Below are 24,143 nucleotides of genomic sequence, written 5' to 3'. Positions count from 1 at the left end.
TCTTTTGCGTTTAATCTTATTCATATTTGTTCCTTTTTTAGTTGTGATAAGTTTACCTTACCCCTTAAAAAAGTTGTATGAATTAGTGTAGCCGATCCAGCATTAAATGAATAATTGACCGAGCATCCGTCACCTTTAACTTTAAAATACACAAAATTTAGGAAGAGGGCGTTTATAGCTTATATTTTAAATTAACACTAAAAATAAGAATAAGGTTTAGGTATACGGCGTTTTTTCGGCGTTTTCTTTTTATATGCTTTGGGCTTCCATTGAGAATAATCCGTGACATAAAGTTCATTAAGTTTTAAATCATAGGGGATGTCTTTTATATTATCAGCGATTTCATCGTAAGGTGAAGGTAGTGTGAAAGATAGACCATAATCATCATCAACAATCAGCATGCCAAGTAAGATAGCTCGAAACTTAGTTAGATAGCACAACTCTTCCATGGTAATGCCAGCATATAACTCGTTTTGATATTTATTTATATATTTGCCTTGGTAATTTTGGTTACATCCTATTCCAATAATGTCTCCGTCAAAAGTGGTAGTGATTGTCAATGTGCCATCGTTTAACGAATAGAAGCACCATCTATTTTGCTCACCAGGTGGAGAATACAATTCACATTCTTGACATTTAACATCAAAACGTTGGTACATTTCATCCAAATAAGTGAGAATGTTATCACCAATTTGAATGTTTCCTATTGATTTATAGCTAATAATGTTAGCATTCAATGCGATCATGACTTACCATCTTGATATTTGCCCATCGTCGTCTAATATTTTAATCTCAGTCTGACTTCTTATCCATGTAAATAACTGCGCTAAATCTTTTTCGATCCTAGGCGGATGAGCACTTATTTCAATAAAAATTTGAGTATCTTCCAAAAATAGTCTGACATCGAACAATCTACTCTTACTATTATCCCAATATGGTGAGCCTGATAAACAGTATGCGCTATTTTTAGCAATATAAGTGGGTAATGATAAAATTTCATTGGCGATATCACAGGCATTTTGCTGATACCATGTGTGATTTATAAACACTAATCTAAACTCGGCTGACATTGAGTGGTGTTATCCCTATCATAATAAGTTTTATTACTAAAACGTATGGCTAAGTATTTGATATCCATTATTCAATAACTAAATAGTTAATCACCAGTAACACGTAATTGTTTAATATTTTTTTGTTTGAGCGTGATGATGATCCGTTGCAGTTCAGGAGTAAAATTTTCAATTTGTGACATAATTTGCGTTAAATCAGTTATCAATATTGCCAAATTGCTAGCATTAAACACAACATTAACGGTGTAATAGTCACGAATTCTTTTTAATTGTTTAAGACTTTTCCAGCAGGTTGATGTACTAAATATTTTTCCATGAAGATCTTCGCTCATGGTAAATATTTCTGATTGCTGATTGTCAAAGTTGATAATAAAATCTAGCGCCATAAATTTAAATACCTATTAGGTAATGAATAGTAAGATATTATCTTACATATTTACAAGATTACTGGATTAATATCTTTGTTTTTACCATAATTATCAGACAGATTAGAGGCTGTTAGATAAAAAAGGTTTATTCAGTTTTTTAGCTAATTTTTCTACACATTCTCTAGCTGCGATTTTGTAATTGATTGCATTTTCATAGGATTCATTTTTATCAACATATTCTTCAAATGTTTTAAGTGCACCTAAAAAACGAGCGGCAACAATAGTAAATTCATTATTGATCCAACAAGCGAAAATTGTTGAAGCAAACCCTTCAAGATTTTTATAATAAACAATATTTTCGATTTTTTCGATATCTAAAATCAGTACATGATTTACCTGTAAACTTTCTGGTAATCGTTTAATCTCTGTCTCATCAATGTATAAAGTTCCGTTTACGGATAAATTTTCGGGCAAGGTGTTAATTTTTTGATTTTGTAAACTTAGATAACCTCCAACTGATAAATTTTCTGATAATTTATTGATTTGCGTGTGAAATAAATCTAAATTACCACCTATAGTAAGATTACGTGGCAATGTTTGAATCTCAGTATATTCAAGTTCTAAACTTCCAGAAACAGAAAGGCCTTCAGGCAGGTTTGTTAATTTAGTGCCACTTAATGCTAAATTACCATTAATAGAGAACTTTTCTGGTAAACTTGTGATATTTGTATAGCTTAAATCTAATCCCCCACCAATTGATAAATATGTTGGTAATACTTCAATTTGAGTATCGTATAAATTTAAATTTCCCTTAACTGTGATATGTTCAGGTAATGCTTTTATCTTAGTATATTGCAAAATTAAGTTACCAAGTACGGTTAAGTTATCAGGTAACGATTCTATTTTTGATGAGTCTAAATCTAAATTTCCTCCACAAAAAAAAGTGTTAGGTAATGTTTTAATATCGCTGTAAGCTAAATATAAATTACCACCAACTGATAGATTATCAGGCAATGTCTGGATATGGGTATAATTTAAATTTAGATTGCCACCAATCGTTAAATTTTGAGGTAATTCTTCTATATGTGAATGAGCTAAATTTAGATGCCCACTAATTGATAAATTATTAGGAAGTGTCTTAATATTTGTATGATATAAGTCCACATTACCATTAATGGTTATTTTATTGTTTTTAATAAAATAATTTATTCCCTTTTTTTTAAGTAATATGAAAAATTCTTCCACCACTTATTTCCTTTTTTGTCAATGCGTTAATGGATTGTTGTGTACATAACTTGGCTTTTTTCTATACAGAATAGTTTTAATGATTAGTAATGTTTTAGTGCTATTGCTGTTGTCCTGCTTCAAAATGGTAGTGTTCCATTGAGGCACAGGTAAAAGATTCAATAAAGGCAGGTTTTGTATGCCACGTTTGTTTGGCAGTAAACAAATCATTAGCAATGGCCCAATCATACACCCCAGTATTCACAGGATAACGGGTTAATACACCAGATAATTGATGTTTTTCAATCCAAGTTTTAGCTTCAGTTAACGAGGTGAATATACCAGCAGGAAAGTTTGCTCCTTCACCATTAAATACCCATATTTCTTTCATTTTTGCTATCCTATTTAATCAATTCTGGTTGCAACATGGTATTATGCTATAAAATTAATATGTGATTTAAAACATGACAGTAGTTTAAGAGAAATGTTGTCGAAAATAGATAATTCAAAATTATTAAGATTATCTTGATATTCCATTACTTTATCCACACCATAATTTGAATAGACAAGGCAAGTTATATGTATCATATCGTTTGTGATGCAAATATTAACAATATCATTATCAAATAGTTCCATACTGTTAATTGATAATTTGAAACGCAGATAAATTTGTTGTTTCAAGATATTAACATGTACATAACTAGCCATATCAGTTAATTTAAACTGCCTAGCAATATTCGATTGTAATAAAATACCTAATTGATTGAGTTTATCAGATAAGTTTGATATCAAGTCAACTGTTTTTTTATTGTTATAAATCATCATACTGTAAAAAAGCATCGTTTTTAAAATAAAAGACAAAAGAGCTAAATAAATCCTCTAATGTTGGATTATCTAATTCATTGTTAGCTACGCTAATAATATCTTCAATTTCGGCTTTTTCTAGCGTTGGTATCCAACCTTCTTCTATAGCTTGTTTAGGCAGGTTTGAATCATCATCATCTAAAATATCTTCATCCTCAAGACTAAAAACTCCTTGGGTATCAAGTGTCCAAGATGAGTGATCAGCGGGAAGATAAAAAAAACTGTATGGCATGTCTTCTATGTTAGAAAGCATATCTCGTATAGTAATAAAATTCATCATTTTCAAAAAAATTAAAAGGTTAAGATACTTTCAATATTCAGACATCAGTATAATGGCATATTAAATGATTGTCAGTATATTTCAATAAGCAATGTATTCATTTAATCACCATCGGCAATAATCACTTCGTCTTCACTCACAGCTTGCTTAAGTAGCATAATTAGTTTTTGGATTTCGCTGTCGTTATGTTTTTGTAACAAGTTGATTAATATTTTTTGATGATCGGGATAGATTCTGTTTCGCCCATAGACATCAATCATGATGCCTGTTTTCCGCTTTAAATCGATAAAAGCTTGCTCAAGTAATTGCACTTTTTTATCACTTAAAACAAGAGATGGCTTACTGTCTTTTTGATCTGATAAGTAGGAAAAATCTAGCATCTTTTATATTCCTTGATATTGGTAATGCGTTGATTATTCTTGGTTACATAAATTAAGAATATATTGAGGTGTCTTTTTTCGATAACGTATGCTCTGTTTTAAACCGATGGAGCCTTGCCTTACACATTTTAGCAGATCCTCATCACTAATAATAAAATCACTATCTTCCAGAAAAATATCAATCACTGCTTCGGCAAATGAATCTGGAATATGATTTAAGACAAAGTTAAAAATACGATTTTTTGCATCGTTGTGTTGTAATATTGATTCAATGATGATCGATGCATTTTGCTGCCAATTTTCGGCAAACCGTAGAAAATCTTGCTCATTGAACGTATCTTGCAGAATGATTTTAGCTACCATTTCGCCTCTTTAGTAATATTGTAAGGTAAATATAATTGTTATTTAAAGATAAATCCTAACTCGCAACAACGATCATCGCTATATTGATTACCAATATTCAAAAAATATATAGATAATTTATTATAAACAATTTTTCATCTTAACAACTATCTAGTATTTCAATACAAAGATTTTAGTTAAGTGATATTTTATTCTTTTTAATCAAAAAATAGCGTTTGGAAGAAATTGGACGGGAAATGTAAGGTAGATATCTAAGTGCAAACGGAAAGGTTTTTATAGGTTTGTTAAAAAGTTCGAGTAACCAACCATCAGAATCCTTAAACGACATAAATTCAAAACTTATCGTATTATCGGATAAAATTTTAATATCATCAATACCATTCCCAGCAAACCAAGAAGAGTAGCCACCACCAATTCTAGCTCGATCGACAAATTTATTCCTTTTTAAATCAAGTAAATAAATAGATAAAATCTCTTCCCAAGCGTCACCATTTTGTGACAAAAAAAGTAAGATATAATCATCATTATAACTAAAAGCCGCTTCTAAATAGCCCCCTTTCAGTTTTTCATTACAGCAAACACCATCAACTTCAACAAGTGAATAGATTTCGCCAGGTTTCCTGAGAGGTAATCGCTTTACTACAACATTGGATATCATTTTTATCATACTTAATCTAAAAAATGTTATTTAAAATATCAATAGAAAGCCTATCAACACTAAACTTAATAAAATCACCACTTAAGTAAGCAAAATCATAAAATAAATCATCTTGAAAAACAAGATTCGATAGTATTAATCTATTTTCAAATAGATAACCATTAATATGATGAACAAAAGTATCAGCTTGTTGCATAATAGAAAAATGCTTATCTCCAGATAGTTCAGGCTTTATCTTGTCAATAAAACACAAATTAAGTTCTAATAGATAAATATTGTCCTGATTTAGCGCACAAGCGGAAGAATTGATAAAACAGCAAAGTTGATATTGACCAAAATCAAAAGTAGCCTGCTCCTCAATATATGGATCTATAGCAACTAGCTTTGCGTAATATTTCATTGTTTTTTCCATGTTTGATTGTGACTAGTGAGTGATCGCATAATTAGGGGATATAATAACAGAACATCCAGATGCATAAGATCACTAAAATTCAGTTGTATTATCCTATAATTATCTTGGTTTGTAATTGTATGATATTGATGCATTATTTCGTGAAATGAATGATTTGATATAAAAAATGAATTTAATAACCTTAACACTTTTCCCAAATCAAAATATTATCTTTGATCCTTTTGCTGGCCCCAATTGATCTATATCAATACCAATAGAGCCTAAATAATCTATCATTTGTTGATACAAATTGAATTCATGAATTTCATCAATAATCGTTTCATGTTCGTCGAAAAAATCCACACCATCGACTAGTTTTATAACTTCGTAAAGAACCCTATACTTTTTATTTTTAAAATTTATAGCAATAGTAGTAAATTGTGAAGCATTATTGGGAAGATCATCAATAATTGTTGTTTGTAATGTTCGCCCTAATCGAATATATTCATTTTTAGTATATTTCATATAACCATAACCTTTTTATTCAATATGATTTTAGAGCCTAATAGGTTTGTCATGCACTAAAGCATAAAAACAAATCATTTACTCAGTCTGATACGTTTTATACAATGCTATTTCAGCCGATATACATTGGCTAAATTTGCAATTTAAATTTTTTATTACGTCACCTTCTGTATAACAATAGACCATAGGATCATCATGTCTATCCATAAAGAATAGACTTGAATAACCTTGATGTAATAAAAAAGCAAAGAAATTAGTGGGAATAGAAATATTGTTCTCGACCAGTAAAACTAAAGAGCCTTGGTTTATATCATCAATTTCATGAAATAATATAGCTGTACCAAGTTTAAAATCACCTGCATTAATGCCTAGTTTTGACAAAAAAATTTTATAATATACAGGAAGCCGACCATATTGGTGTTCAAGTTGAGCCAATTGTTGGTCATTACAGCCTTTGGTAACAAAACCTTTGGAAGTCAATATAGCAATTAATTGATTGAGTTGATGATTAAACTCCCATTTATTCAATGTGATTTTACCTTTATTTTTCTAGTTGGTAGATGTTTTTAGCTTGTAATTGTATTTTAAGACAGTAATTAAAGTACTTCAACAGTTGCCACTTGTTTAGGTCCCTCATAAATAATTATTTTAAACCCTTTATTGAGTAAGTAACTGGGCGCATTTTTCATTAAAAAATGGGCTTCACCAAAACCTATTCTTTCATGAGTATTAATGTCCTCATTATTTTTAACATTTATTACCAATGACCAACTTGTCATATCACCCTGCTTATCTTTAAGCGGTTCAGTGATCGGATAGTATTTTGTATTTATAGGAAGCGTTTTTTTTCCACCTTGTTGTATGGATCGCCAATAAATTTTGACATTAACTGTCGAATGTAGCATTTTTAGATTCCTATTTAGTCATTTGTTATTCTGTTATTTTTTAATGTGTTTACCAATTTATTTAATAGCCTTCTTAATAATAAATTATCAAATTTTATTTAGCCATAAAGATTGTTTTTTGTTTAAAAAATCAGATTTTACATACTTTCATTGTGATAGGAAAATTTATATAGAAAATTACACTTGCTTCAATTTTAAGCTGGTAGGTGAATACCTTCTTATAAATACATCACTGTATTGCTCAATCAATTCTTTTGTGACGATATTATTTTTATAATCTGTTAAGTAACTTTTGTTTAATTTGCTATAACCATTTTTATCCAATGTATCCGTCTGCCAATTGCAAACAGGGCATATTTCAAAAATAGCATCTTCAGCATTTTCGAACACCACAAATTGGCAACAAGCACAAGCTACCCCTGATATTCCACTATCTGGGTGATCTATAATCTTTATTTTATTACCGGTAATTTGCTCTATTTTTGTTTCGAGATAACGATTTTTTAATAACGGTGAGGGTTTATAATTATCAAAAATATCATTATTAAATATTGCTTGTTTAGCATGCTCGCAAGATTGCTGGTTTATTATGCCATTTTCAAACAAATATGTTGTTCTAGCTTGTAAGCTTAAACTAAATAACGCATGATAACTTAAAAAATTGATGACCTCATTACGCAAAAAAGATATACACATAATGTTGCTATGCCTCTATTAAGCTCATAGTTAAATGAACGCTATAATGCTAATTATCTATTTAGCAAAAATATAATTATCACAAACGGTTATTTTTTGAAATAAATGTAAAGCGCAATTGAAGCAATAACCCAAACCCATATAAGAATATCTAGCTGGCGATCTTTCTTATATTTTTTGTCAAGAGATTGTAATACCTCATCCAAAAATAAAATAAAACAGTTAAATGATTCAAATTGCAGTGTTAATTTTTGCTCTACGACTGACCAGTAGTAAACACAACCATTATCTTGAGGCCTTAATGAAAGCAGGTAACAATTCAAGTATAGATCAGAAGCAAAAGGGAGCATATCTTGTAGCTGCGGGAAATCTCGTTTAAACTGCGCATAAATATTTTCTATTGTAAGGCCATATTTTATGCTAAAAAAATTAATCAAAAACTTGTCATCAACATAATTACTCATTTTACTATCAAGTTGTATAAAAGTTCCTCCGTTAAATTGGCGGTAAAAGTTGATAAAATCATCGGGAATTTTATTCCCAACGAATTGGCTAAATTCGTTGAGTTCTTCATCAGTTAATTGTTGTTGTGTTTCTTCAAGTTTCAATATCATTTGTTTTTTCTTTTTCACCCAAACCATATTAACTAAAAAGCATGACTTATTATTTTTTTGTTTAATAGCTTCATTATGGACTTTTTATTATTTGAGTTATAAATTGATTTCGTCGATAGTTTGCATTACTCGTGCTGTAATTAGAGGCTTAAGTATTGTATTCATGGTTTCAATTTTTCCTAAGTTGGTATCATTTTGATCATCTAAATAACCTTGCTCTCGTAGTGATGCGACTAATGTTGAAAATACACCTTTGTCGAAGAATTCTGGAGCATTAATACCATGCAAAACAGATAACCGTTCAGCAATGAGACGCGCCTCTTTTTCTAGTTTTGCACGGCTAATAGTTGGATCTTTTTGCAATAAAGAAAACGCAATAGCATAACGTTGTAAAGTATCTTTAGAAGATGAAGCAATTAATTGTAATCCCGAAATTTTTAAAGAATTTACTGTCAATTTATCTGTCGAGTCGCTAATTAAATTCAATTTGGCATAAGTTGCTATGATTTGTTGTACATATACAGTTAGCTGTTCATCATTATGATAAAGGAATAGTTCTGATTTTATTAAAGGGAAAAACCGTCTTACTTGTTCTAATATTTCGCCAGATGATATTTGGTTATATTTGAGCACAATTCTAGCTACGATTGCAGGAATAATCAGTAAATGCTGAATATTATTTCGGTAATAGGTCATTAATACTGCTTGTTCAGTTGTAAGTCCAACCATTTCACCAACTTCATCGGTAGTAATAATGAATTTACCCATTTGTTTGGCGTGTTCAAATAATTCTTCAGGTGTTTGATCTGGAATAGTTATCAAATCTGAATAAGGAATATTTTTTAATAATTTTAAAAAATAATCGATATGTTCCAGTAACCTTACTTTGGTTAGTGCGCGTTGGTCTGCGGCCAATAATATTGAACAGCATAAGTTCATCGCATTAATTGCAGCTGAAGAGTTAATATGCTCCATAATTTGTTTAGCAAGTAAATTGGTTGTTGGTGTTAACCAACTAGGGCGCTGTGTACCAGTTGGTTCTATTTCATTTCGCCAATCAGGAACTTGTTGGTTTAAAAATTGATTTAAAGGTATAGGTTGGCCAAAATTAACATAGCCAAACCCTAATTTTTTTAATTTGAAAAATGCTTTAATTGTGCGTCCTAAACTCTCTTTTTCTTTTTTTGCACCACGGAGTTCATTGGCATAAGTTGCAACTTCTAAAACATGTTCATAACCAATATAAACAGGAACAACAGTAATTGGGCGTGCATCACCACGCAATAATGTTTGGATTGTCATCATCAACATGCCTGTTTTAGGATCGAGTAACCGGCCTGTGCGTGAGCGTCCACCTTCAATAAAATACTCAACAGAATAACCACGGATAAATAGTTCAGCCAAATATTCACGAAAAACGGCAGTATAGAGCTTATTTCCTCTAAATGAGCGGCGAATAAAAAATGCACCTAATCGCCTAAAAATAGGACCTGCTGGCCAAAAGTTTAAATTAATGCCAGCAGCAATATGAGGAGGAACTAAACCTTGTCGATAAAGCACATAGGATAATAAAAGGTAATCCATATGACTACGATGACAAGGAGCATACACAATTTCGTGTCCGTTTTGCGCAAGCTCACGAACTGGATCTGCGTTTGTCACTTTAAGACCTTGATAGAGCCTATTCCATGCCCAAGTGAGAACAAAATCAGTTATTCTTAACATACGATAAGAAAAATTTGCGGCAATTTCGTTTAGCATTGCTAAAGCATTTTTTTTCGCTTTGTCAATATCAATATTTTTGCTTTTAGCCTCTTCTTGTATTGCTTCTGACAGTCCAGGATTATTTAATAATTTATTAAGCATTTCTTGGCGAATGGGTAGTTTGGGGCCGACAGAAGCTATCCTTTGCTTTGCAAAATGAATACGCGCAACGCGAGCCAATTTATGTGCTAACACTGAAAGATCTTGTTTATCGACATGAATATCTTTAAACGAAACAGTACGAGAAAAGCGTGTATAACAGTCTCTGCCTGATGTCATTATTTTTAATAATTTACTGGGTGCACCAAGTACTTGCAGTGAAAGTTTTTTTTCTCCTTCTTTATCAGGGCGGCGACCAAACATGACCGAAATAGGTAGCATCTGAATATCAAGATCATGATTATGTTGATGTGCAGAAATATAATCCCTTAAAATTTCAATCGCTTTACTTTTTTGTTGATTGGATGCAAAAATACCAGGTCCTTTATCAATATAGATATAAGCTGGAATAACTTTACCATTAATATCTATGCCAACTAATGGATCAGGTAAACTATATTGCAAACAAAGAGATCGAACCACCATCAAATCAATTTGAGAGTTATAAGGAAGTACGTATAAAATTGGCTTGTTGGTATCGAGGTCTAATTCTGTTATTGGATCGGTAGGAATTGGTTTGCTTTTAACAAAAAGCTTCACCAAAATTTGGATTAGAAAAAAATAAACTTTAGTCCACCAAGAAAACATAAAAAAATAAACCTCATACGTTTTTATTAATTATCCATTTAACTAACTTAGATTCTGCACTTTCTAACTAAACTGAGAAATGAATGTTTAAATTAAAAATTTAAAGCAGTTTTGTTTTTAGTCTGCAAAAGCATTTAATAGTTAATGCAGTATATACTTCTTACTGCTTATCTGTTAGTAAATTTGCACAATCTTTAGTCCATGTAATTAGCTGATAAAAACAACTTATATAACAATATCCAAGTCTAATATAAAGGTTTATTGATATCAACTACATGGCTCTCTCTGTTTTTTGCTTTCTTTAGCTAATTGATTAATAAAATAGTTTCAGTTGAATTAACTACGACTTTGGTATAATGCGTCTAAAATATATCGTAATTGTTTAACATCTAATTGACCTGGTGCCGATGCATTCTTAGCCGCTCCAAAAGTCATTGCTGAACCAAATGTCGAACCAGAAATACGACTAACAGTTCCAAGCCCAGCCATTGACATGGTAATAATCGGCGTGGTTGAGTGTTTTTTGTTCATTTCTGTGGTGGCAGCTAGTAAGGTTAATACATCATCCTCGGTGTTGGGCATAACTGCAATTTTGGGAATGTCTGCGCCAAGTTCTTGCATTTTTTTTAGTCGATAGACAATATCGCTCTTAGATGGCGTTTTTTCAAAATCATGATTTGATACCACAACAAATATCTGATGTTTGTGTGCGACATCGATAATATCTTTTACATAGTCATCACCAATAAACATCTCAACATCAATCAGATCGATAAGCCCACTACAAGCCATTTCTTTATTCAATTGGATATAAGATGTTAATGGCCATGGCTTAGCTCCACCTTCGTTTGCGGTTCTAAAAGTGAATAAAATAGGTTTATTTGGTAGTAAATCTGCTATTTTTTTAGCGACTAACTTTACAGTATTAAGATTATCAACGTGGATAAAGTGATCAACACGCCACTCTAAAACGTCAAAATCAATTGATTGTAAAAACTGTACTTCATCAATTAATTCTGCCTCAGTTTTACCGATAATTGGCACAATAATTTTGGGTGCGCCTGAACCGATTTCAAGTTTTTTGATGGTAAGTGTTTTCATTTTGTATCCTGTTAGCTAAAAATTCCGTTAATAGACCATAATTTTATCTGGTTTTAATTTTGTATTAAATAAAACAGTAGAATGAAGTCATTAGCATAAGAAATTATTTATTAATCATTAAAACCCATTTGCTCTTTCACATATTCAATAGGGGCATCTTCACCTGTCCAAATTTTTATTTGAGCTGCACCTTGCCATAACATCATGCCAATACCATTTAATATTTTACAACCTTGTTGCTCAGCTATTTCAAGTAGTTTTGTTTTACGCGGACTATAAATACAATCTGTAACAACAAGATCGGGGGGGAACATTGTTGGATCTGTAATTAAGCTTTTTCCTTCTAATGGTTTCATTCCTACACCTGTAGCATTGCAAAGTACAACACTATCTGAAATTTCTTTGCGTAGCTTATCTTTATCGGCCAGATCGATAACGCGTACATGACATTGAGTATTTTGATTTAATTTTTTTGCAATGGCCTCTATTTTTGTATAGCACTCATCCTTTTGATTAAAGACAGTGATCTCTTTTACGCCATCAAGAGCAGCTTGCACAACAATGGCTGTTGCAGCCCCTCCAGCGCCTAGGATGGTTATTTTTTTGCCTATCACATCAATGTTGGCTTCTTTGAGCATGCGCATGTAGCCCATTCCATCTGTGTTATAGCCTGTTAAAACACCATTATCGTTTGAAATAGTATTACACGCACCACTCATTTCCACAGCAGGTGTTAACTTATCAAGGTATTGGCAGACTAGTTGCTTGTTGGGCATGGACACGGCACTGCCGCGTAATCCTAATGCTCGAATTCCTTTAATTGCGTCAGGGAGTTTTTTTTGGTCAACTTCAAATGCTAAATAAACATAAGGTATCTTTAATTTAGAATAAATGGTATTTTGCATTTGAGGGGATAAGCTATGGCGAATAGGGTAAGCCATTAAACCAATCAATAAAAAATGTCCGTCGATATTATTTCTCATTAACAACTCTCCACAATAGCCCTACAGTTTAGTTAAGGGTTCTATTTTTAGAATTTTTTATTAACATATTTTTAATTTTATATATATTTATATATAGATGAAAGAGTGAGTATACACTATCGATTGCACTTTCAACATCTATCGCCTAAAATAATAAGTTTTCTTCTTAAATAAGAATTTATTTTATGAATACAGTGCTTGATTTGTTTTCTTCAATAAATGCGGTTGTAGTTGCGGTAATTTGCATGTTAATTTTATCTCTTTGCCGTGTTCATGTCGTTATTAGCTTAATAATTGGCGCATTTGTTGGTGGACTATTTAGCCATTTATCGTTAAAAGAAACCATTGATGCATTTAATACTGGGATCAGCAATGGAGCTAATATTGCACTTTCTTATGCTATGTTAGGTGCGTTTGCAGTGGCAATATCAAAATCTGGCTTACCCGAATTATTGGCTGATAAAGCTATTAAGCAACTTACATCAAGCGATGCCAAAAAACGTATCAAGTGGATTTTGATTGTTATTATTGGGTTAGTAAGTATTTCATCGCAAAATGTTATTCCTATTCATATTGCTTTTATTCCGCTTTTAATTCCACCGCTTTTATACGTGATGTCCCGCTTACAGCTTGATAGAAGAATGATTGCTTGTATTATGACATTTGGATTAATTACGCCTTATATGTTTTTACCAGTAGGATTTGGGAATATCTTTTTAAATCAAATTTTATTAAAAAATATTACCGCATCAGGAATGGATGTTAGCCATGTAAATGTAATGCATGCAATGGCAATTCCTGCATTAGGCATGTTTGCTGGTCTATTATGGGCTATTTTTGTTAGTTATCGTAAGCCTAGAGAATATAAAATTATTCGTGGAGAGGCAAATCAAGATGCTTTAAAAGATGTGAGTAAGCGCTCTCTTATTGTTTCATTATTGGCGATTATTCTATCTTTTACTGTTCAACTTTATACTGGTTCAATGATTTTAGGTGCCTTAATTGGTTTTATTTGCTTTATTGTGTCGGGTTCGATTAAATGGGGCGAAGCTGATGGCGTTTTTACGGACGGCATCAAAATGATGGCTATGATTGGGTTTGTAATGATTTCAGCGCAAGGTTTTGCCGAAGTGTTAAAACAGACTCATGAAATAGAACCTTTGGTTAACAACAGTGCAGCATTATTTGCTGGTAATAAAGTGATTGCCGCTTTTGTGATGATGCTAATTGGGCTGGTTATTACATTAGGTATTGGATCTTCATTTTCGACAGTTCCTATCATTGCTGCAGTATATGTCCCACTTTGTGTACAACTCGGTTTTTCACCAATTGCCACCGTATGCTTAATTGGTGCATCAGGTGCAATTGGTGATGCGGGATCGCCACCATCAGATACTATTTTAGCGACCTCTTCTGGGCTAAATAGTGATGGGCAACATGATCATATTCGTGATAGTGTTATTCCAACATTTACCCATTTTAATATTCCATTATTTATTGCTGGTTGGGTTGGCTCGTTAATTTTATAAGTTAATCCAATTAAATGAATTAAGGTCGTTATTCATTATGAATAAAAAATCATCCCAAAATATTAGAGCTATTTGTGCGCAAGCTATTTTTAATGTGCTAGAAGAAGGACAGTCATTAGGCGCTACATTGACAACTTTAAACCACAAAATAGCCGATAAAGATAAGGCGTTAGTACAAGAAATCTGTTTTGGTGTGATGCGAGTATTACCAGAACTCAACTTTTATATTCATACCTTGATGAGTAAAGTGTTAACGGGTAAAAATAGAATTTTACATGACCTATTGTTAGTGGGTATTTACCAGATTCTTTATACCCGTATTCCTGCACATGCTGCAGTTGGTGAGACAGTTAATGCGGTCAATACTCTCAAAAAAACACAGCTTAAAGGGGTTGTAAATGGTGTATTGCGTGAGTTTTTGCGCCAACAAACATCATTACAGCAACAATTTATGCAAGACAGCAAGCAACAAAACCAGCAGACATTACACCCAAGTTGGTTATTAACACGCCTTAAGCAGGCCTATCCAGAGCAGTGGCAAGCTATTGTTCATGCTAATAATCAAAAGCCACCAATGTGGTTGCGAGTTAATCTTAACCAATATTCAGTAAGTGATTACCAACAACTACTTGCTGAACGACAAATTGAATCTGATAGCTTTCCAGAGTTACCTAGTGCTCTGCGATTATTGTCGCCTGTCAATGTAAATAAATTACCCTATTTTGATGAGGGTGCTGTCACGGTACAAGATCTGTCTGCTCAATATGCCGCTTATTTGTTAGCACCGCAAAATGGCGAGCTCATTTTGGATATGTGCGCAGCACCTGGTGGTAAAACCACACATATTTTAGAAGTTGCTCCAAAAGCACAAGTTTTAGCGGTGGATATTGAGCCTAGCCGAGTGAAGCGCATTCACGAAAATTTAACTCGATTAAACTTACATGCCGAAGTTAAAGTTGGTGATGGATTAACCCCAGAACTATGGTGTGAAGGGCAACAATTTGATCGCATTTTACTTGATGCGCCTTGCTCAGCAACAGGCGTTATCCGCCGTCATCCAGATATAAAATGGTTACGCCGAGATAGTGATATCATGCAGTTGACCGAATTACAATACGCCATTTTAACTAAAATCTGGGTTTATTTAAAAACTGGTGGTACTTTGGTTTATGCTACTTGTTCAATCCTACCAGACGAAAATAAATTACAAATTGAGCGTTTTTTGCATGAAAACACCAGTGCCAAATTACAAGGTGAAATTAAACAATTTTTACCTACTGAAAATGGTGGTGATGGTTTCTTTTATGCAGTATTAAAGAAAGTATAATTTTCCCTTTTATTTTTGTTAAAAAGTTTCAGGTAACTATGTGTTTAAGTATAAAAAACTAAAAAAATCACACAATCCTAATTTGGACAATCTTTAGTAGTTGTGATAAATTTTGGGCTTGTTTTATCTTATAAAGATGTTCAGATATGGCTTATACTCTCACCTACAATGATTTACCTGAAAATATCCAACATTGGCAAGGTTTACCGCTGTCATTAAATGGCTGTGAAGTGGTTCCTTTAGATTATAATGCAGGTAAAACAGGCTGGATTATTTATGGTAAAAAGTTAAATAAAACAGTCTTATCAAAGTTCCAAGATCAACTTGCTATGCCAATGGTGATTGTTTCATCATGGAAAATCAAAACTTATCAGATTGTTCGTATTGCAGGGGTGATACCTAAAAAAGCTAAATCGATATCATTAGCATTAGGTATTGATGTTGCCCCAATCGATAATTTACCCACGCTACGCTCCCCGGGGTTACTTGTTATGGACATGGATTCGACAGCGATTGGCATTGAATGTATTGATGAACTGGCCAAATTGCATGGTGTAGGGCAGCAAGTTGCAGCGGTAACTGAACAAGCTATGCGTGGTGAACTTGATTTTGCCACAAGTTTGCGAAAACGTGTGGCAACCTTAAAAGGGGCGCATCAAGCTATTTTAGATCAAGTTAAAGATAATTTACCACTTACTCCTGGGCTTACTTATTTAGTAAAAGAACTGCATAAAAAAAATTGGCATGTAGCTATTGCCTCAGGCGGTTTTACCTATTTTGCGGATCATTTAAAGCAAAAGTTAAAATTAGTTGACGTTTATGCTAATGAATTAGAAATCAAACATGGAAAATTAACTGGTAAAGTTTCTGGTCAAATTGTTGATGCAAAATATAAAGCAAGGACATTACAACAACTAGCAGCATCGTTGGAAATTCCCATTGAACAAACTGTCGCAATTGGTGATGGAGCCAATGATTTGATGATGATTCGTATTGCTGGTCTAGGTGTTGCTTATCATGGTAAACCTAAAGTTGTCGAAAAAGCACGAATTAGTATTAATTATGCAGATTTAACAGGTTTATGGTGTATTTTATCCACTAGTTTATTAAGTGAAGGTTAGGAGATTAAATTGGCAAAAGCAGTAAAACGTGCTTATGTTTGTAATGATTGTGGAGCAGATTACCCACGTTGGCAAGGGCAATGTAGCTCATGCCATGCTTGGAACACCATTACCGAAGTTAGGCTTGCAAGCACCTCTTCACGTAACGACAGATTAACGGGTTATGCAGGTAGCGGGATTGGGCAAGCTAAAATTCAAAAATTGTCCGAGATCAGTTTAGAGGCACTGCCAAGATTTTCAACTGGTTTTTCAGAATTTGATCGTGTGCTTGGTGGTGGTGTCGTACCGGGGAGTGCCATTCTCATAGGAGGGAATCCCGGAGCAGGTAAAAGTACGTTGTTACTGCAAACCATGAGTAAACTCTCATCACAAATGAATACACTTTATGTTACAGGTGAGGAATCCCTCCAACAAGTTGCAATGCGTGCCCATCGATTAGGGTTACCTGCGGATAATATTAATATGTTGTCCGAAACCAGTATTGAGCAAATCTGTTTATTGGCTGATCAGTCCCAGCCTAAATTAATGGTGATTGACTCTATCCAAGTGATGCACCTTACTGATATCCAATCTTCGCCTGGTAGTGTTGCACAAGTACGCGAAACAGCGGCTTATTTAACTCGTTTTGCTAAAACAAAAGGCATTGCTATTATTATGGTGGGGCATGTTACTAAAGATGGCTCTCTTGCTGGCCCAAAAGTACTTGAGCACTGTATTGACTGTTCAATTTTATTAGATGGTGATGCTGATTCTCGTTTTAGAACTCTACGCAGTCATAAAAACCGTTTTGGAGCAGTAAATGAGCTGGGTGTATTTGCTATGACAGAACAAGGTTTAAAAGAGGTTAGCAACCCATCAGCAATCTTTTTAAGCCGTGGAGATGAAATGCTACCGGGTAGTTCGGTAATGGTATTGTGGGAAGGTACTCGCCCATTACTGGTTGAAATCCAAGCACTAGTCGATCACTCGATGTATGGTAATCCAAGACGTGTGACTGTAGGATTAGATCAAAATCGGCTTGCATTATTGCTTGCAGTATTGCATAGGCACGGGGGATTGCAAATGGCCGATCAAGATATTTTTGTTAACGTTGTTGGTGGTGTAAAAGTTACCGAAACAAGTGCGGATTTGGCATTGATTGCAGCACTTGTATCAAGTTTTCGCAATCGCCCGTTGCCACAAGATATCGTTATTTTTGGTGAAATTGGTCTTGGTGGCGAAATTCGACCAGTACCAAGCGGACAAGAACGAATCTCTGAAGCGGCTAAACATGGTTTTAAAAAAGCAATTGTACCTATTGCCAATATGCCGAAGAAGAAGCCCGAAAATATGCAGATTTTTGCAGTTAAAAAAGTGTCAGAAGCACTAGATATTTTAGGTGATTTTTAAAAACCAGATAAAATAGTAATAGTTAAAATTAATCCGCCAATAAGATTATCGGCGGATTAAAGTTGGATTCAATTTCTATTAAATGGGTTAATATTATTGTTTAATAACAAATTTCATAACAAGGTTGATAAGCGCTTCCTCCTGGCAATTTCATTCGGTTTTGTTTAACAAAACTACGCAATAAATTATCAAGTTGCTGCATAATTTCAATATCACCTTGTAATTTGTATCGACCATTTTCGGCAATTTGCTTCATACCAAATTCTTTAACATTTCCTGCAACAATACCAGAAAACGCACGACGCAAATCAGCGGCTAACAGCTCGACAGGTTGCTCACGATGAAGATTTAATGAGGCCATATTAGCGTGAGTAGGTTCGAAAGTATGTTGTAACGATTCATCAATTTTTAATAGCCAATTAAACCCATAAGCATCGCCTGTTTTTAAGCGTGAAGCTTTAACATGCTTAACACCCTCTTTCATAATACGAGCTACTTGTTCAGGTGAATCGATAATAATTTGATAAAGTTTAGTGGCCTCATCGCCTAATGTGCTACGAATAAAATTATCTATTGAAGCAAAATAATCTTCGCATTCTTTAGGTCCAGTCAGAATAAGAGGTAGGGTTTGGTGTTTATTTGCAGGGTTTAATAAAATACCCAGAATATAAAGCAACTCCTCAGCGGTGCCTGGTCCACCAGGGAAGATAATAATGCCATGAGCCATTCGCACAAACGCTTCAAGGCGTTTTTCGATATCGGGCATAATAATCAATTCATTGACTAATGCATTAGGCGGTTCTGCTGCAATAATTGACGGTTCGGTCATACCAATAAAACGGCTTTCTTTATAACGCTGTTGCGCATGACCAACGGCAGCTCCTTTCATTGGTGCTTCCATAACACCTGGACCACAACCAGTACAAATATTAAGTTCACGCAAACCAAGTTGCATACCTACTTGACGGGCATAATAGTATTCATTTTCGTTAATCGAATGTCCACCCCAGCAGACAACCAAATTTGGCTCTTCACCCACATGGAGCGCATTGGCATTGCGTAAAATAGAAAAAACAAGGTTTGTAATATAAAACGAATGATCCCTTTCAAATTTGAAATCGGAAATAAGCTCTTTAACTGCACTGATTTGACTATTCAAAAAAAGGATATCGCGTAACACTGCAAACAAATTAGCTTGAATTGAACGAATAATTCGACCATCAACAAAAGCGCTTTCTGGAGCATTAACCAACTCCAACTTGACGCCTCGCTCTTTACTAATCACATTAATTTCGAAAGACTGGAATCTATCTAATAGATCTTTCGTATTATCGGTTTTACTACCTGCATTTAGTGTTGCTAACGAACAATTTCTATATAATTTATAAAGTTCGCTATTGGCAGATTTTTTCAGAATATCGACTTCTGCCTGAGCAAGTAGATCCATTGATCCTAATGGGCTAATATGGGTGATCATTACAACCTCCATTTGACTATTTTATCAGCAAGGCGACTATTATATACTTAAACTGACTGAATAGGTAAAGTTGATAAATCTTCTTGATAACAGATTAACAGTTTAAAGTGATACAACAAAATCCAAATAGAATTAAACTCACTAAAGTCTTTACCACTAAACTATGAGTAGATTAAATTAGACTACCTATAATGAATAGAGTAAAGAAAGAGACTTTTATCTTATATCTTTATTAATTTTTTACTAAAACACATAGTAACCTGAAACTTTTTGACAAAAAGTCAATTTATCTTTATCCAATGCTTATTATTAATCAATTCGTTTAATAAAGTGTTTTATCTTAAATCCCATGGCAATCAATGATGCAAAATAGACTAAAATACCCACAATAACCAATAAAAATAATCGCCCGATACGAATCAACATTGAACCAGTTGACCAATCAGGTAATAACTGTGAACCGAACCACAATATTGCAGACATTAGAATTACCGCAATGACGATTTTACTCAAAAAGCAACGCCAACCAGGTTGGGGTTGATAAAGCTGTTTTTTACGCAACTGCCAATATAATAATCCAGCATTAAAGCAAGCGGCTAAGCCAATTGATAGCGAAAGACCAGCATGTTGTAATGGACCAATAAAAGCAAGATTCATTAGCTGTGTTAAAATTAATGTAATAATTGCAATTTTAACTGGTGTTTTAATATCCTGACGTGAATAAAAGGCTGGAGCTAGCACTTTAATCAAAATCAACCCAAGTAGACCTATAGAATAAGCAACTAAAGCTCGCTGGGTCATTAAAGTATCATTTAAGGTAAATTGTCCATATTCAAATAGCGTTGATATAAGTGGGCGAGAAATAACCCCTAATGCAATTGTACTCGGTAGAGCCAATAAAAAACAAAGGCGTAACCCCCAATCTAACAATTCACAATATTGTTTATGATCACCTTTAGAAAAGCTTTTTGCTAATGATGGCAATAAAATGGTGCCTAATGCTACACCAAGCACTCCAGCAGGAAACTCCATTAAGCGATCAGCATAATACATCCACGAAACCGAGCCTGAAACTAGAAATGAAGCAAAAATAGTATTAATAATTAAAGATATTTGCCCTACAGACACCCCTAAAATTGCTGGTCCCATTTGTTTTAAAACCCGCCAAACACCGCTATCTTTTAAGCTAATACGCGGTAATACTAGCATGCCAATTTTCTTTAAATAAGGTAGCTGGTAAAGCAATTGTAAAATCCCACCAACACCAACAGATACAGCAAGTGCCAATACTGGTGGATTAAAGTAAGGCGTTAAAAATAGGGTAAATACAATCATACTCACATTGAGTAGTGTTGGAACAAAAGCAGGGACAGAAAACCGATTCCATGTATTAAGGATGGCTCCAACAAGTGATGCCAACGATATAAAAAAGATATAAGGAAAGGTTATGCGTAGCATGGTAGTTGCAAGTTCAAATTTTTCAGTTGATTCTTGCATAAATCCAGGCGCAGTTAGCATAATGATAAAAGGCGCAGTGATAACTCCAATTAGCGTGACCAACGCCAAGACTAAAGTTAATAATCCAGCAATATAAGCAATAAATGTGCGAGTTGCCTCAGTTCCTTGTTGATTTTTATATTCAGCTAAAATTGGTACAAACGCTTGTGAAAAAGCGCCTTCTGCAAAAATACGGCGGAGTAAATTAGGAAGTTTAAAAGCAACAAAAAATGCGTCGGTGGCCATACCTGCGCCAAAAAAACGTGCAATAATGGCATCACGCACAAAACCTAATACACGAGACACCATCGTCATTGAGCTGACAGTAGCTAAAGATTTTAAAAGATTCATATTCAAATTATATACAAAGTATACAGCCTAAAACTGATAATGAAGCATAGTCTACAAACTATTACTTTAAATAACCATGCTTTTTTAATAAACTTAATTTTATACATGCCGCCAGCAAATACTGGTGATCTTCTTAAGGTGTAAACAGCACGAATTCAACTATATCTTTATAGGCATGGCGAATAACTGACAATCATCAAAATTGAGTTCTTCAATCCAATGAGCACACCACCCAATAATACAAGACATTACAAATAATGTCGTATAATCATCTTTTGATAAGCTAATCATGTCATAAACACAAAGCCGGAATAGAAATCAACATTGACACAAACGAGAATAAGCAAATAAAGCGCTATTTGAATATATTGAAATCTATTATAATCAAGTTCATCGACATTCCGCCAATGGTTGAATATTGTCACACAAAAATGAAATTAAGTTATATAAGGTGAATACTGCTTAATATTTGTTTTGGCGAAAATCTGAAAAAAGAGCATATACCAATTATGAAGATACCAAAAATAGTTATTCTAACCGGTGCCGGTATTTCGGCTGAATCGGGTTTATCAACCTTTCGTGCCCAAAATGGATTATGGGAAGGTTATGATGTTAATGATGTAGCAACTTACGAAGGCTATATACGCAACCCAACAGCGGTACATGATTTTTATAATATGTTACGCCGTAAATTACAAAATCCAGATGTTAAGCCTAATGCAGCCCACTTTGCGCTAGCTGAATTAGAACAGAAATTAGGTAGTGATAACCTCTTAATTGTGACACAAAATGTGGATAACTTACATGAACAAGCTGGATCTAAAAATATTATTCACATGCATGGTGAATTATTAAAAGTGCGTAATGAAAAAACAGGACAGATAATTGATTGCTTTAACGATGTGGATTATCAACAAAACAAATTCATTCGCCCACATATAGTCTGGTTTGGTGAAATTCCGCTACAAATGGAACAAATTTATGATGCACTTTCGCAAGCTGATTGTTTTATATCCATTGGCACATCAGGTAATGTCTATCCTGCTGCTGGTTTTGTACAAATCGCTAACCAAACAAGTGCTAAAACGGTTGAACTTAATTTAGAGCCCAGCTTAGGTGAAAGTCTGTTTCAAACCAAAATTTACGGACCAGCAAGTAAAATTGTTCCTGAATTTATCAAAAAATTCATCTAAAGCAAATTGCTACTTTAGTTGTTTAAGATAATTTTTGTTGCCTAAATTACTCATTTGGGCATGAATCCATTTGGTTCTCTTTTTTACTCGTTCACTTGGTTTAATTGGGCTCCAGCGTCTAGGATTAGGTAATACTGCCGCAAGTAAACTTGCTTGTTGTGACGTTAATTGATTGGCACTTACATTAAAATAATACTGAGAAGCCGCTTCAATGCCAAAAATACCTTCTCCCCATTCTGCACAGTTTAAATAGACCTCAAGAATACGCTCTTTTGACCAAAAAAGTTCTATCCATAATGTAAACCAAGACTCCATTCCTTTGCGAATCCAACTACGAGTTGGCCATAAAAAGATATTTTTAGCGACTTGCTGAGTAATTGTGCTAGCACCTTTAATATTTTTGCTATTTTGATTATGATTTAGCGCTAGGCGGATAGCGTTAAAATCAAATCCCCAGTGCACAGGAAAATTTTGATCTTCTGAAGCGATTACCGCAATTTTTATATTATCTGAAATTTCGTCCAAATCTTTCCAGATTCGTTGCTGTGGTGTATTCCAATGCATTATCTTACGTTCTATCATTAGCATAGAACCGAAAGGTGGATTCACCCAACGCATTACTAAGGTCGAAAAAATAGATAATAGCATAAATCCAATTATCGCTTTTTTAGTTATATTTAAAAATTTCCTGAATAAAAGCCTCATGCTGATTTAGATAAAATAACGTAAAAAATTAGCAAATAAGATACGATATATTATTGATTAAATAAATAACTTTTTATAAATTCAATAAGTTGAAGTGGGTTGTTTATATCCAAAATGGGTAAAAAAGCATCTAACGGCTCATCACTAGCAATAGCCAAAGTAAAATCATCAATAAAAAACGGTTTTTTAACGGAGCTTCGGTGACAAATAATTTTAGGAATTTGCTCATCTTTAAAGCCCTCAACTAAAATAATATCAACATCAGAAAATTGATTAATTAAAGTCTGCAAATCGGCAGGTTTATTGGGTGTTTCACAAATTAAAGCGTAACGGTTATCACAAGCCACAATTGTTTGTAACGATCCAGCTTTACGCAATTTATAGCTATCTTTTCCTGGAATATCAAATTCAACATCGTGATGCGTATGTTTTAAAGTCGCCACCTTAAAGCCCTGCTCAACAAGTAGCGGAATAACCTTTGCCAACAAGGTAGTTTTACCACTACCACTGTAACCACAAATAGCGAGCGTTTTTTTTATATTCATTATTTCTTGGTTCAAAATGGTTATAATCAATTTAAACCTAATATACACTATTTTCTACCTCGAAAGAGATAAAACC

The 24,143-nt window shown here is 33.6% G+C and carries 29 protein-coding genes; 5 read left to right on the top strand and 24 right to left on the bottom strand.

Annotation, left to right across the window (positions count from 1 at the left end; all coding sequences use genetic code 11):
- Positions 1-197: 197 nt before the first annotated feature.
- The 19 genes from B9N71_RS06880 to B9N71_RS06790 form a co-directional block, all read right to left on the bottom strand.
- Positions 198-746, bottom strand: coding sequence for a hypothetical protein (locus B9N71_RS06880; protein ID WP_065589876.1), 549 nt, complete (start codon positions 744-746; stop codon positions 198-200).
- A 3-nt stretch (positions 747-749) separates the two neighbouring features.
- Positions 750-1,070 (bottom strand): hypothetical protein, encoded by a 321-nt coding sequence (locus B9N71_RS06875; protein WP_085165012.1) that lies wholly within the window; start codon positions 1,068-1,070, stop codon positions 750-752.
- A gap of 86 nt (positions 1,071-1,156) precedes the next feature.
- On the bottom strand, positions 1,157-1,456 hold the full coding sequence (locus tag B9N71_RS06870; protein ID WP_065575016.1) for a hypothetical protein: 300 nt from the start codon (positions 1,454-1,456) through the stop codon (positions 1,157-1,159).
- Between the two features lie 102 nt (positions 1,457-1,558).
- Positions 1,559-2,686: a leucine-rich repeat domain-containing protein gene (locus B9N71_RS06865; RefSeq protein ID WP_143422075.1), complete on the bottom strand. Its 1,128-nt coding sequence runs from the start codon at positions 2,684-2,686 to the stop codon at positions 1,559-1,561.
- Between the two features lie 97 nt (positions 2,687-2,783).
- Entirely contained in the window at positions 2,784-3,053 is a 270-nt protein-coding gene (locus tag B9N71_RS06860) for a DUF7710 domain-containing protein (RefSeq protein WP_085165008.1), read from the bottom strand.
- 41 nt (positions 3,054-3,094) lie between these two features.
- On the bottom strand, positions 3,095-3,487 hold the full coding sequence (locus B9N71_RS06855; protein ID WP_143422074.1) for a hypothetical protein: 393 nt from the start codon (positions 3,485-3,487) through the stop codon (positions 3,095-3,097).
- Positions 3,474-3,803 carry a DUF7716 domain-containing protein gene (locus B9N71_RS06850; protein ID WP_085165005.1) on the bottom strand — a complete coding sequence of 110 codons (330 nt, stop codon included), beginning with the start codon at positions 3,801-3,803 and terminating at the stop codon, positions 3,474-3,476. The genes B9N71_RS06855 and B9N71_RS06850 overlap by 14 nt, the downstream gene beginning before the upstream one ends.
- A gap of 104 nt (positions 3,804-3,907) precedes the next feature.
- On the bottom strand, positions 3,908-4,186 hold the full coding sequence (locus tag B9N71_RS06845; protein WP_065575069.1) for a hypothetical protein: 279 nt from the start codon (positions 4,184-4,186) through the stop codon (positions 3,908-3,910).
- 33 nt (positions 4,187-4,219) lie between these two features.
- Positions 4,220-4,549 carry a hypothetical protein gene (locus B9N71_RS06840; protein WP_085165003.1) on the bottom strand — a complete coding sequence of 110 codons (330 nt, stop codon included), beginning with the start codon at positions 4,547-4,549 and terminating at the stop codon, positions 4,220-4,222.
- A gap of 172 nt (positions 4,550-4,721) precedes the next feature.
- Positions 4,722-5,207, bottom strand: a complete 486-nt coding sequence (locus tag B9N71_RS06835) for a hypothetical protein (protein ID WP_085165001.1) — start codon at positions 5,205-5,207, stop codon at positions 4,722-4,724.
- A 16-nt stretch (positions 5,208-5,223) separates the two neighbouring features.
- Complete coding sequence (locus B9N71_RS06830; RefSeq protein ID WP_085164999.1) at positions 5,224-5,607, bottom strand: UCP019853 family protein; 384 nt, start codon at positions 5,605-5,607, stop codon at positions 5,224-5,226.
- A gap of 210 nt (positions 5,608-5,817) precedes the next feature.
- A complete protein-coding gene (locus B9N71_RS06825; protein ID WP_085164997.1) occupies positions 5,818-6,123 on the bottom strand; it encodes a hypothetical protein in 306 nt (101 codons plus the stop codon).
- Between the two features lie 78 nt (positions 6,124-6,201).
- Positions 6,202-6,651: a hypothetical protein gene (locus B9N71_RS06820; RefSeq protein WP_085164995.1), complete on the bottom strand. Its 450-nt coding sequence runs from the start codon at positions 6,649-6,651 to the stop codon at positions 6,202-6,204.
- A 68-nt stretch (positions 6,652-6,719) separates the two neighbouring features.
- Entirely contained in the window at positions 6,720-7,028 is a 309-nt protein-coding gene (locus B9N71_RS06815; protein WP_208610458.1) for a hypothetical protein, read from the bottom strand.
- 177 nt (positions 7,029-7,205) lie between these two features.
- Entirely contained in the window at positions 7,206-7,724 is a 519-nt protein-coding gene (locus B9N71_RS06810; RefSeq protein ID WP_081296692.1) for a CPCC family cysteine-rich protein, read from the bottom strand.
- A gap of 89 nt (positions 7,725-7,813) precedes the next feature.
- Positions 7,814-8,338 (bottom strand): SMI1/KNR4 family protein, encoded by a 525-nt coding sequence (locus B9N71_RS06805; protein WP_085164993.1) that lies wholly within the window; start codon positions 8,336-8,338, stop codon positions 7,814-7,816.
- Positions 8,339-8,434: 96 nt separating this feature from the next.
- On the bottom strand, positions 8,435-10,849 hold the full coding sequence (gene plsB, locus B9N71_RS06800; protein WP_085164992.1) for a glycerol-3-phosphate 1-O-acyltransferase PlsB: 2,415 nt from the start codon (positions 10,847-10,849) through the stop codon (positions 8,435-8,437).
- Between the two features lie 336 nt (positions 10,850-11,185).
- A complete protein-coding gene (gene aroD / locus B9N71_RS06795) occupies positions 11,186-11,950 on the bottom strand; it encodes a type I 3-dehydroquinate dehydratase (RefSeq protein WP_085164990.1) in 765 nt (254 codons plus the stop codon).
- Positions 11,951-12,060: 110 nt separating this feature from the next.
- Complete coding sequence (locus tag B9N71_RS06790) at positions 12,061-12,933, bottom strand: shikimate dehydrogenase (RefSeq protein ID WP_085164988.1); 873 nt, start codon at positions 12,931-12,933, stop codon at positions 12,061-12,063.
- 185 nt (positions 12,934-13,118) lie between these two features.
- Here B9N71_RS06790 and B9N71_RS06785 point away from each other — a divergent pair, with 185 nt between their 5' ends.
- The 4 genes from B9N71_RS06785 (at position 13,119) to radA (ending at position 18,299) form a co-directional block, all read left to right on the top strand.
- Positions 13,119-14,462, top strand: coding sequence for a Na+/H+ antiporter family protein (locus B9N71_RS06785; RefSeq protein ID WP_085164986.1), 1,344 nt, complete (start codon positions 13,119-13,121; stop codon positions 14,460-14,462).
- A gap of 37 nt (positions 14,463-14,499) precedes the next feature.
- Positions 14,500-15,789 carry a 16S rRNA (cytosine(967)-C(5))-methyltransferase RsmB gene (rsmB, locus tag B9N71_RS06780; protein ID WP_085164984.1) on the top strand — a complete coding sequence of 430 codons (1,290 nt, stop codon included), beginning with the start codon at positions 14,500-14,502 and terminating at the stop codon, positions 15,787-15,789.
- Positions 15,790-15,935: 146 nt separating this feature from the next.
- A complete protein-coding gene (gene serB, locus B9N71_RS06775) occupies positions 15,936-16,910 on the top strand; it encodes a phosphoserine phosphatase (RefSeq protein ID WP_065560868.1) in 975 nt (324 codons plus the stop codon).
- A 9-nt stretch (positions 16,911-16,919) separates the two neighbouring features.
- A complete protein-coding gene (gene radA, locus B9N71_RS06770) occupies positions 16,920-18,299 on the top strand; it encodes a DNA repair protein RadA (RefSeq protein ID WP_065626240.1) in 1,380 nt (459 codons plus the stop codon).
- A gap of 100 nt (positions 18,300-18,399) precedes the next feature.
- On the opposite strand, the gene ppnN is transcribed toward radA, so the two are convergent.
- The 3 genes from ppnN to B9N71_RS13515 all read right to left on the bottom strand — a co-directional run bounded on the left by ppnN (position 18,400) and on the right by B9N71_RS13515 (position 21,915).
- Positions 18,400-19,776, bottom strand: a complete 1,377-nt coding sequence (gene ppnN, locus B9N71_RS06765; protein ID WP_034913512.1) for a nucleotide 5'-monophosphate nucleosidase PpnN — start codon at positions 19,774-19,776, stop codon at positions 18,400-18,402.
- 309 nt (positions 19,777-20,085) lie between these two features.
- Entirely contained in the window at positions 20,086-21,624 is a 1,539-nt protein-coding gene (murJ, locus tag B9N71_RS06760; RefSeq protein WP_085164982.1) for a murein biosynthesis integral membrane protein MurJ, read from the bottom strand.
- Between the two features lie 159 nt (positions 21,625-21,783).
- Positions 21,784-21,915 carry a citrate/2-methylcitrate synthase gene (locus B9N71_RS13515; protein WP_208610457.1) on the bottom strand — a complete coding sequence of 44 codons (132 nt, stop codon included), beginning with the start codon at positions 21,913-21,915 and terminating at the stop codon, positions 21,784-21,786.
- Positions 21,916-22,133: 218 nt separating this feature from the next.
- Here B9N71_RS13515 and cobB point away from each other — a divergent pair, with 218 nt between their 5' ends.
- Complete coding sequence (gene cobB / locus B9N71_RS06755; RefSeq protein WP_085164980.1) at positions 22,134-22,817, top strand: Sir2 family NAD+-dependent deacetylase; 684 nt, start codon at positions 22,134-22,136, stop codon at positions 22,815-22,817.
- Positions 22,818-22,826: 9 nt separating this feature from the next.
- On the opposite strand, the gene mtgA is transcribed toward cobB, so the two are convergent.
- Both mtgA and mobB read right to left on the bottom strand, forming a co-directional pair.
- Positions 22,827-23,522 (bottom strand): monofunctional biosynthetic peptidoglycan transglycosylase, encoded by a 696-nt coding sequence (gene mtgA / locus B9N71_RS06750; RefSeq protein WP_065589894.1) that lies wholly within the window; start codon positions 23,520-23,522, stop codon positions 22,827-22,829.
- 50 nt (positions 23,523-23,572) lie between these two features.
- Positions 23,573-24,067 carry a molybdopterin-guanine dinucleotide biosynthesis protein B gene (mobB, locus tag B9N71_RS06745; protein WP_085164978.1) on the bottom strand — a complete coding sequence of 165 codons (495 nt, stop codon included), beginning with the start codon at positions 24,065-24,067 and terminating at the stop codon, positions 23,573-23,575.
- Positions 24,068-24,143: the final 76 nt, after the last annotated feature.

Origin of the sequence: Gilliamella bombi (assembly GCF_900103255.1) — a bacterium.
Classification (GTDB): Bacteria; Pseudomonadota; Gammaproteobacteria; order Enterobacterales; family Orbaceae; genus Gilliamella; species Gilliamella bombi.
This window is presented reverse-complemented; position numbering and strand designations above follow the sequence as displayed.

Bases quoted from the DNA above. Each gene is read 5' to 3' on its own strand.
- B9N71_RS06860 (WP_085165008.1), bottom strand. From the start codon at position 3,053: ATGAAAGAAATATGGGTATTTAATGGTGAAGGAGCAAACTTTCCTGCT.
- B9N71_RS06850 (WP_085165005.1), bottom strand. From the start codon at position 3,803: ATGAATTTTATTACTATACGAGATATGCTTTCTAACATAGAAGACATG.
- B9N71_RS06870 (WP_065575016.1), bottom strand. From the start codon at position 1,456: ATGGCGCTAGATTTTATTATCAACTTTGACAATCAGCAATCAGAAATA.
- mobB (WP_085164978.1), bottom strand. From the start codon at position 24,067: ATGAATATAAAAAAAACGCTCGCTATTTGTGGTTACAGTGGTAGTGGT.
- B9N71_RS06875 (WP_085165012.1), bottom strand. From the start codon at position 1,070: ATGTCAGCCGAGTTTAGATTAGTGTTTATAAATCACACATGGTATCAG.
- B9N71_RS06855 (WP_143422074.1), bottom strand. From the start codon at position 3,487: ATGATGATTTATAACAATAAAAAAACAGTTGACTTGATATCAAACTTA.
- B9N71_RS06825 (WP_085164997.1), bottom strand. From the start codon at position 6,123: ATGAAATATACTAAAAATGAATATATTCGATTAGGGCGAACATTACAA.
- ppnN (WP_034913512.1), bottom strand. From the start codon at position 19,776: ATGATCACCCATATTAGCCCATTAGGATCAATGGATCTACTTGCTCAG.
- B9N71_RS06880 (WP_065589876.1), bottom strand. From the start codon at position 746: ATGATCGCATTGAATGCTAACATTATTAGCTATAAATCAATAGGAAAC.
- cobB (WP_085164980.1), top strand. From the start codon at position 22,134: ATGAAGATACCAAAAATAGTTATTCTAACCGGTGCCGGTATTTCGGCT.
- B9N71_RS06805 (WP_085164993.1), bottom strand. From the start codon at position 8,338: ATGATATTGAAACTTGAAGAAACACAACAACAATTAACTGATGAAGAA.
- plsB (WP_085164992.1), bottom strand. From the start codon at position 10,849: ATGTTTTCTTGGTGGACTAAAGTTTATTTTTTTCTAATCCAAATTTTG.
- B9N71_RS06830 (WP_085164999.1), bottom strand. From the start codon at position 5,607: ATGAAATATTACGCAAAGCTAGTTGCTATAGATCCATATATTGAGGAG.
- serB (WP_065560868.1), top strand. From the start codon at position 15,936: ATGGCTTATACTCTCACCTACAATGATTTACCTGAAAATATCCAACAT.
- aroD (WP_085164990.1), bottom strand. From the start codon at position 11,950: ATGAAAACACTTACCATCAAAAAACTTGAAATCGGTTCAGGCGCACCC.
- murJ (WP_085164982.1), bottom strand. From the start codon at position 21,624: ATGAATCTTTTAAAATCTTTAGCTACTGTCAGCTCAATGACGATGGTG.
- B9N71_RS06835 (WP_085165001.1), bottom strand. From the start codon at position 5,207: ATGATATCCAATGTTGTAGTAAAGCGATTACCTCTCAGGAAACCTGGC.
- B9N71_RS06845 (WP_065575069.1), bottom strand. From the start codon at position 4,186: ATGCTAGATTTTTCCTACTTATCAGATCAAAAAGACAGTAAGCCATCT.
- rsmB (WP_085164984.1), top strand. From the start codon at position 14,500: ATGAATAAAAAATCATCCCAAAATATTAGAGCTATTTGTGCGCAAGCT.
- B9N71_RS06840 (WP_085165003.1), bottom strand. From the start codon at position 4,549: ATGGTAGCTAAAATCATTCTGCAAGATACGTTCAATGAGCAAGATTTT.
- B9N71_RS06810 (WP_081296692.1), bottom strand. From the start codon at position 7,724: ATGTGTATATCTTTTTTGCGTAATGAGGTCATCAATTTTTTAAGTTAT.
- B9N71_RS06785 (WP_085164986.1), top strand. From the start codon at position 13,119: ATGAATACAGTGCTTGATTTGTTTTCTTCAATAAATGCGGTTGTAGTT.
- mtgA (WP_065589894.1), bottom strand. From the start codon at position 23,522: ATGAGGCTTTTATTCAGGAAATTTTTAAATATAACTAAAAAAGCGATA.
- B9N71_RS06815 (WP_208610458.1), bottom strand. From the start codon at position 7,028: ATGCTACATTCGACAGTTAATGTCAAAATTTATTGGCGATCCATACAA.
- B9N71_RS06790 (WP_085164988.1), bottom strand. From the start codon at position 12,933: ATGAGAAATAATATCGACGGACATTTTTTATTGATTGGTTTAATGGCT.
- B9N71_RS13515 (WP_208610457.1), bottom strand. From the start codon at position 21,915: ATGATTAGCTTATCAAAAGATGATTATACGACATTATTTGTAATGTCT.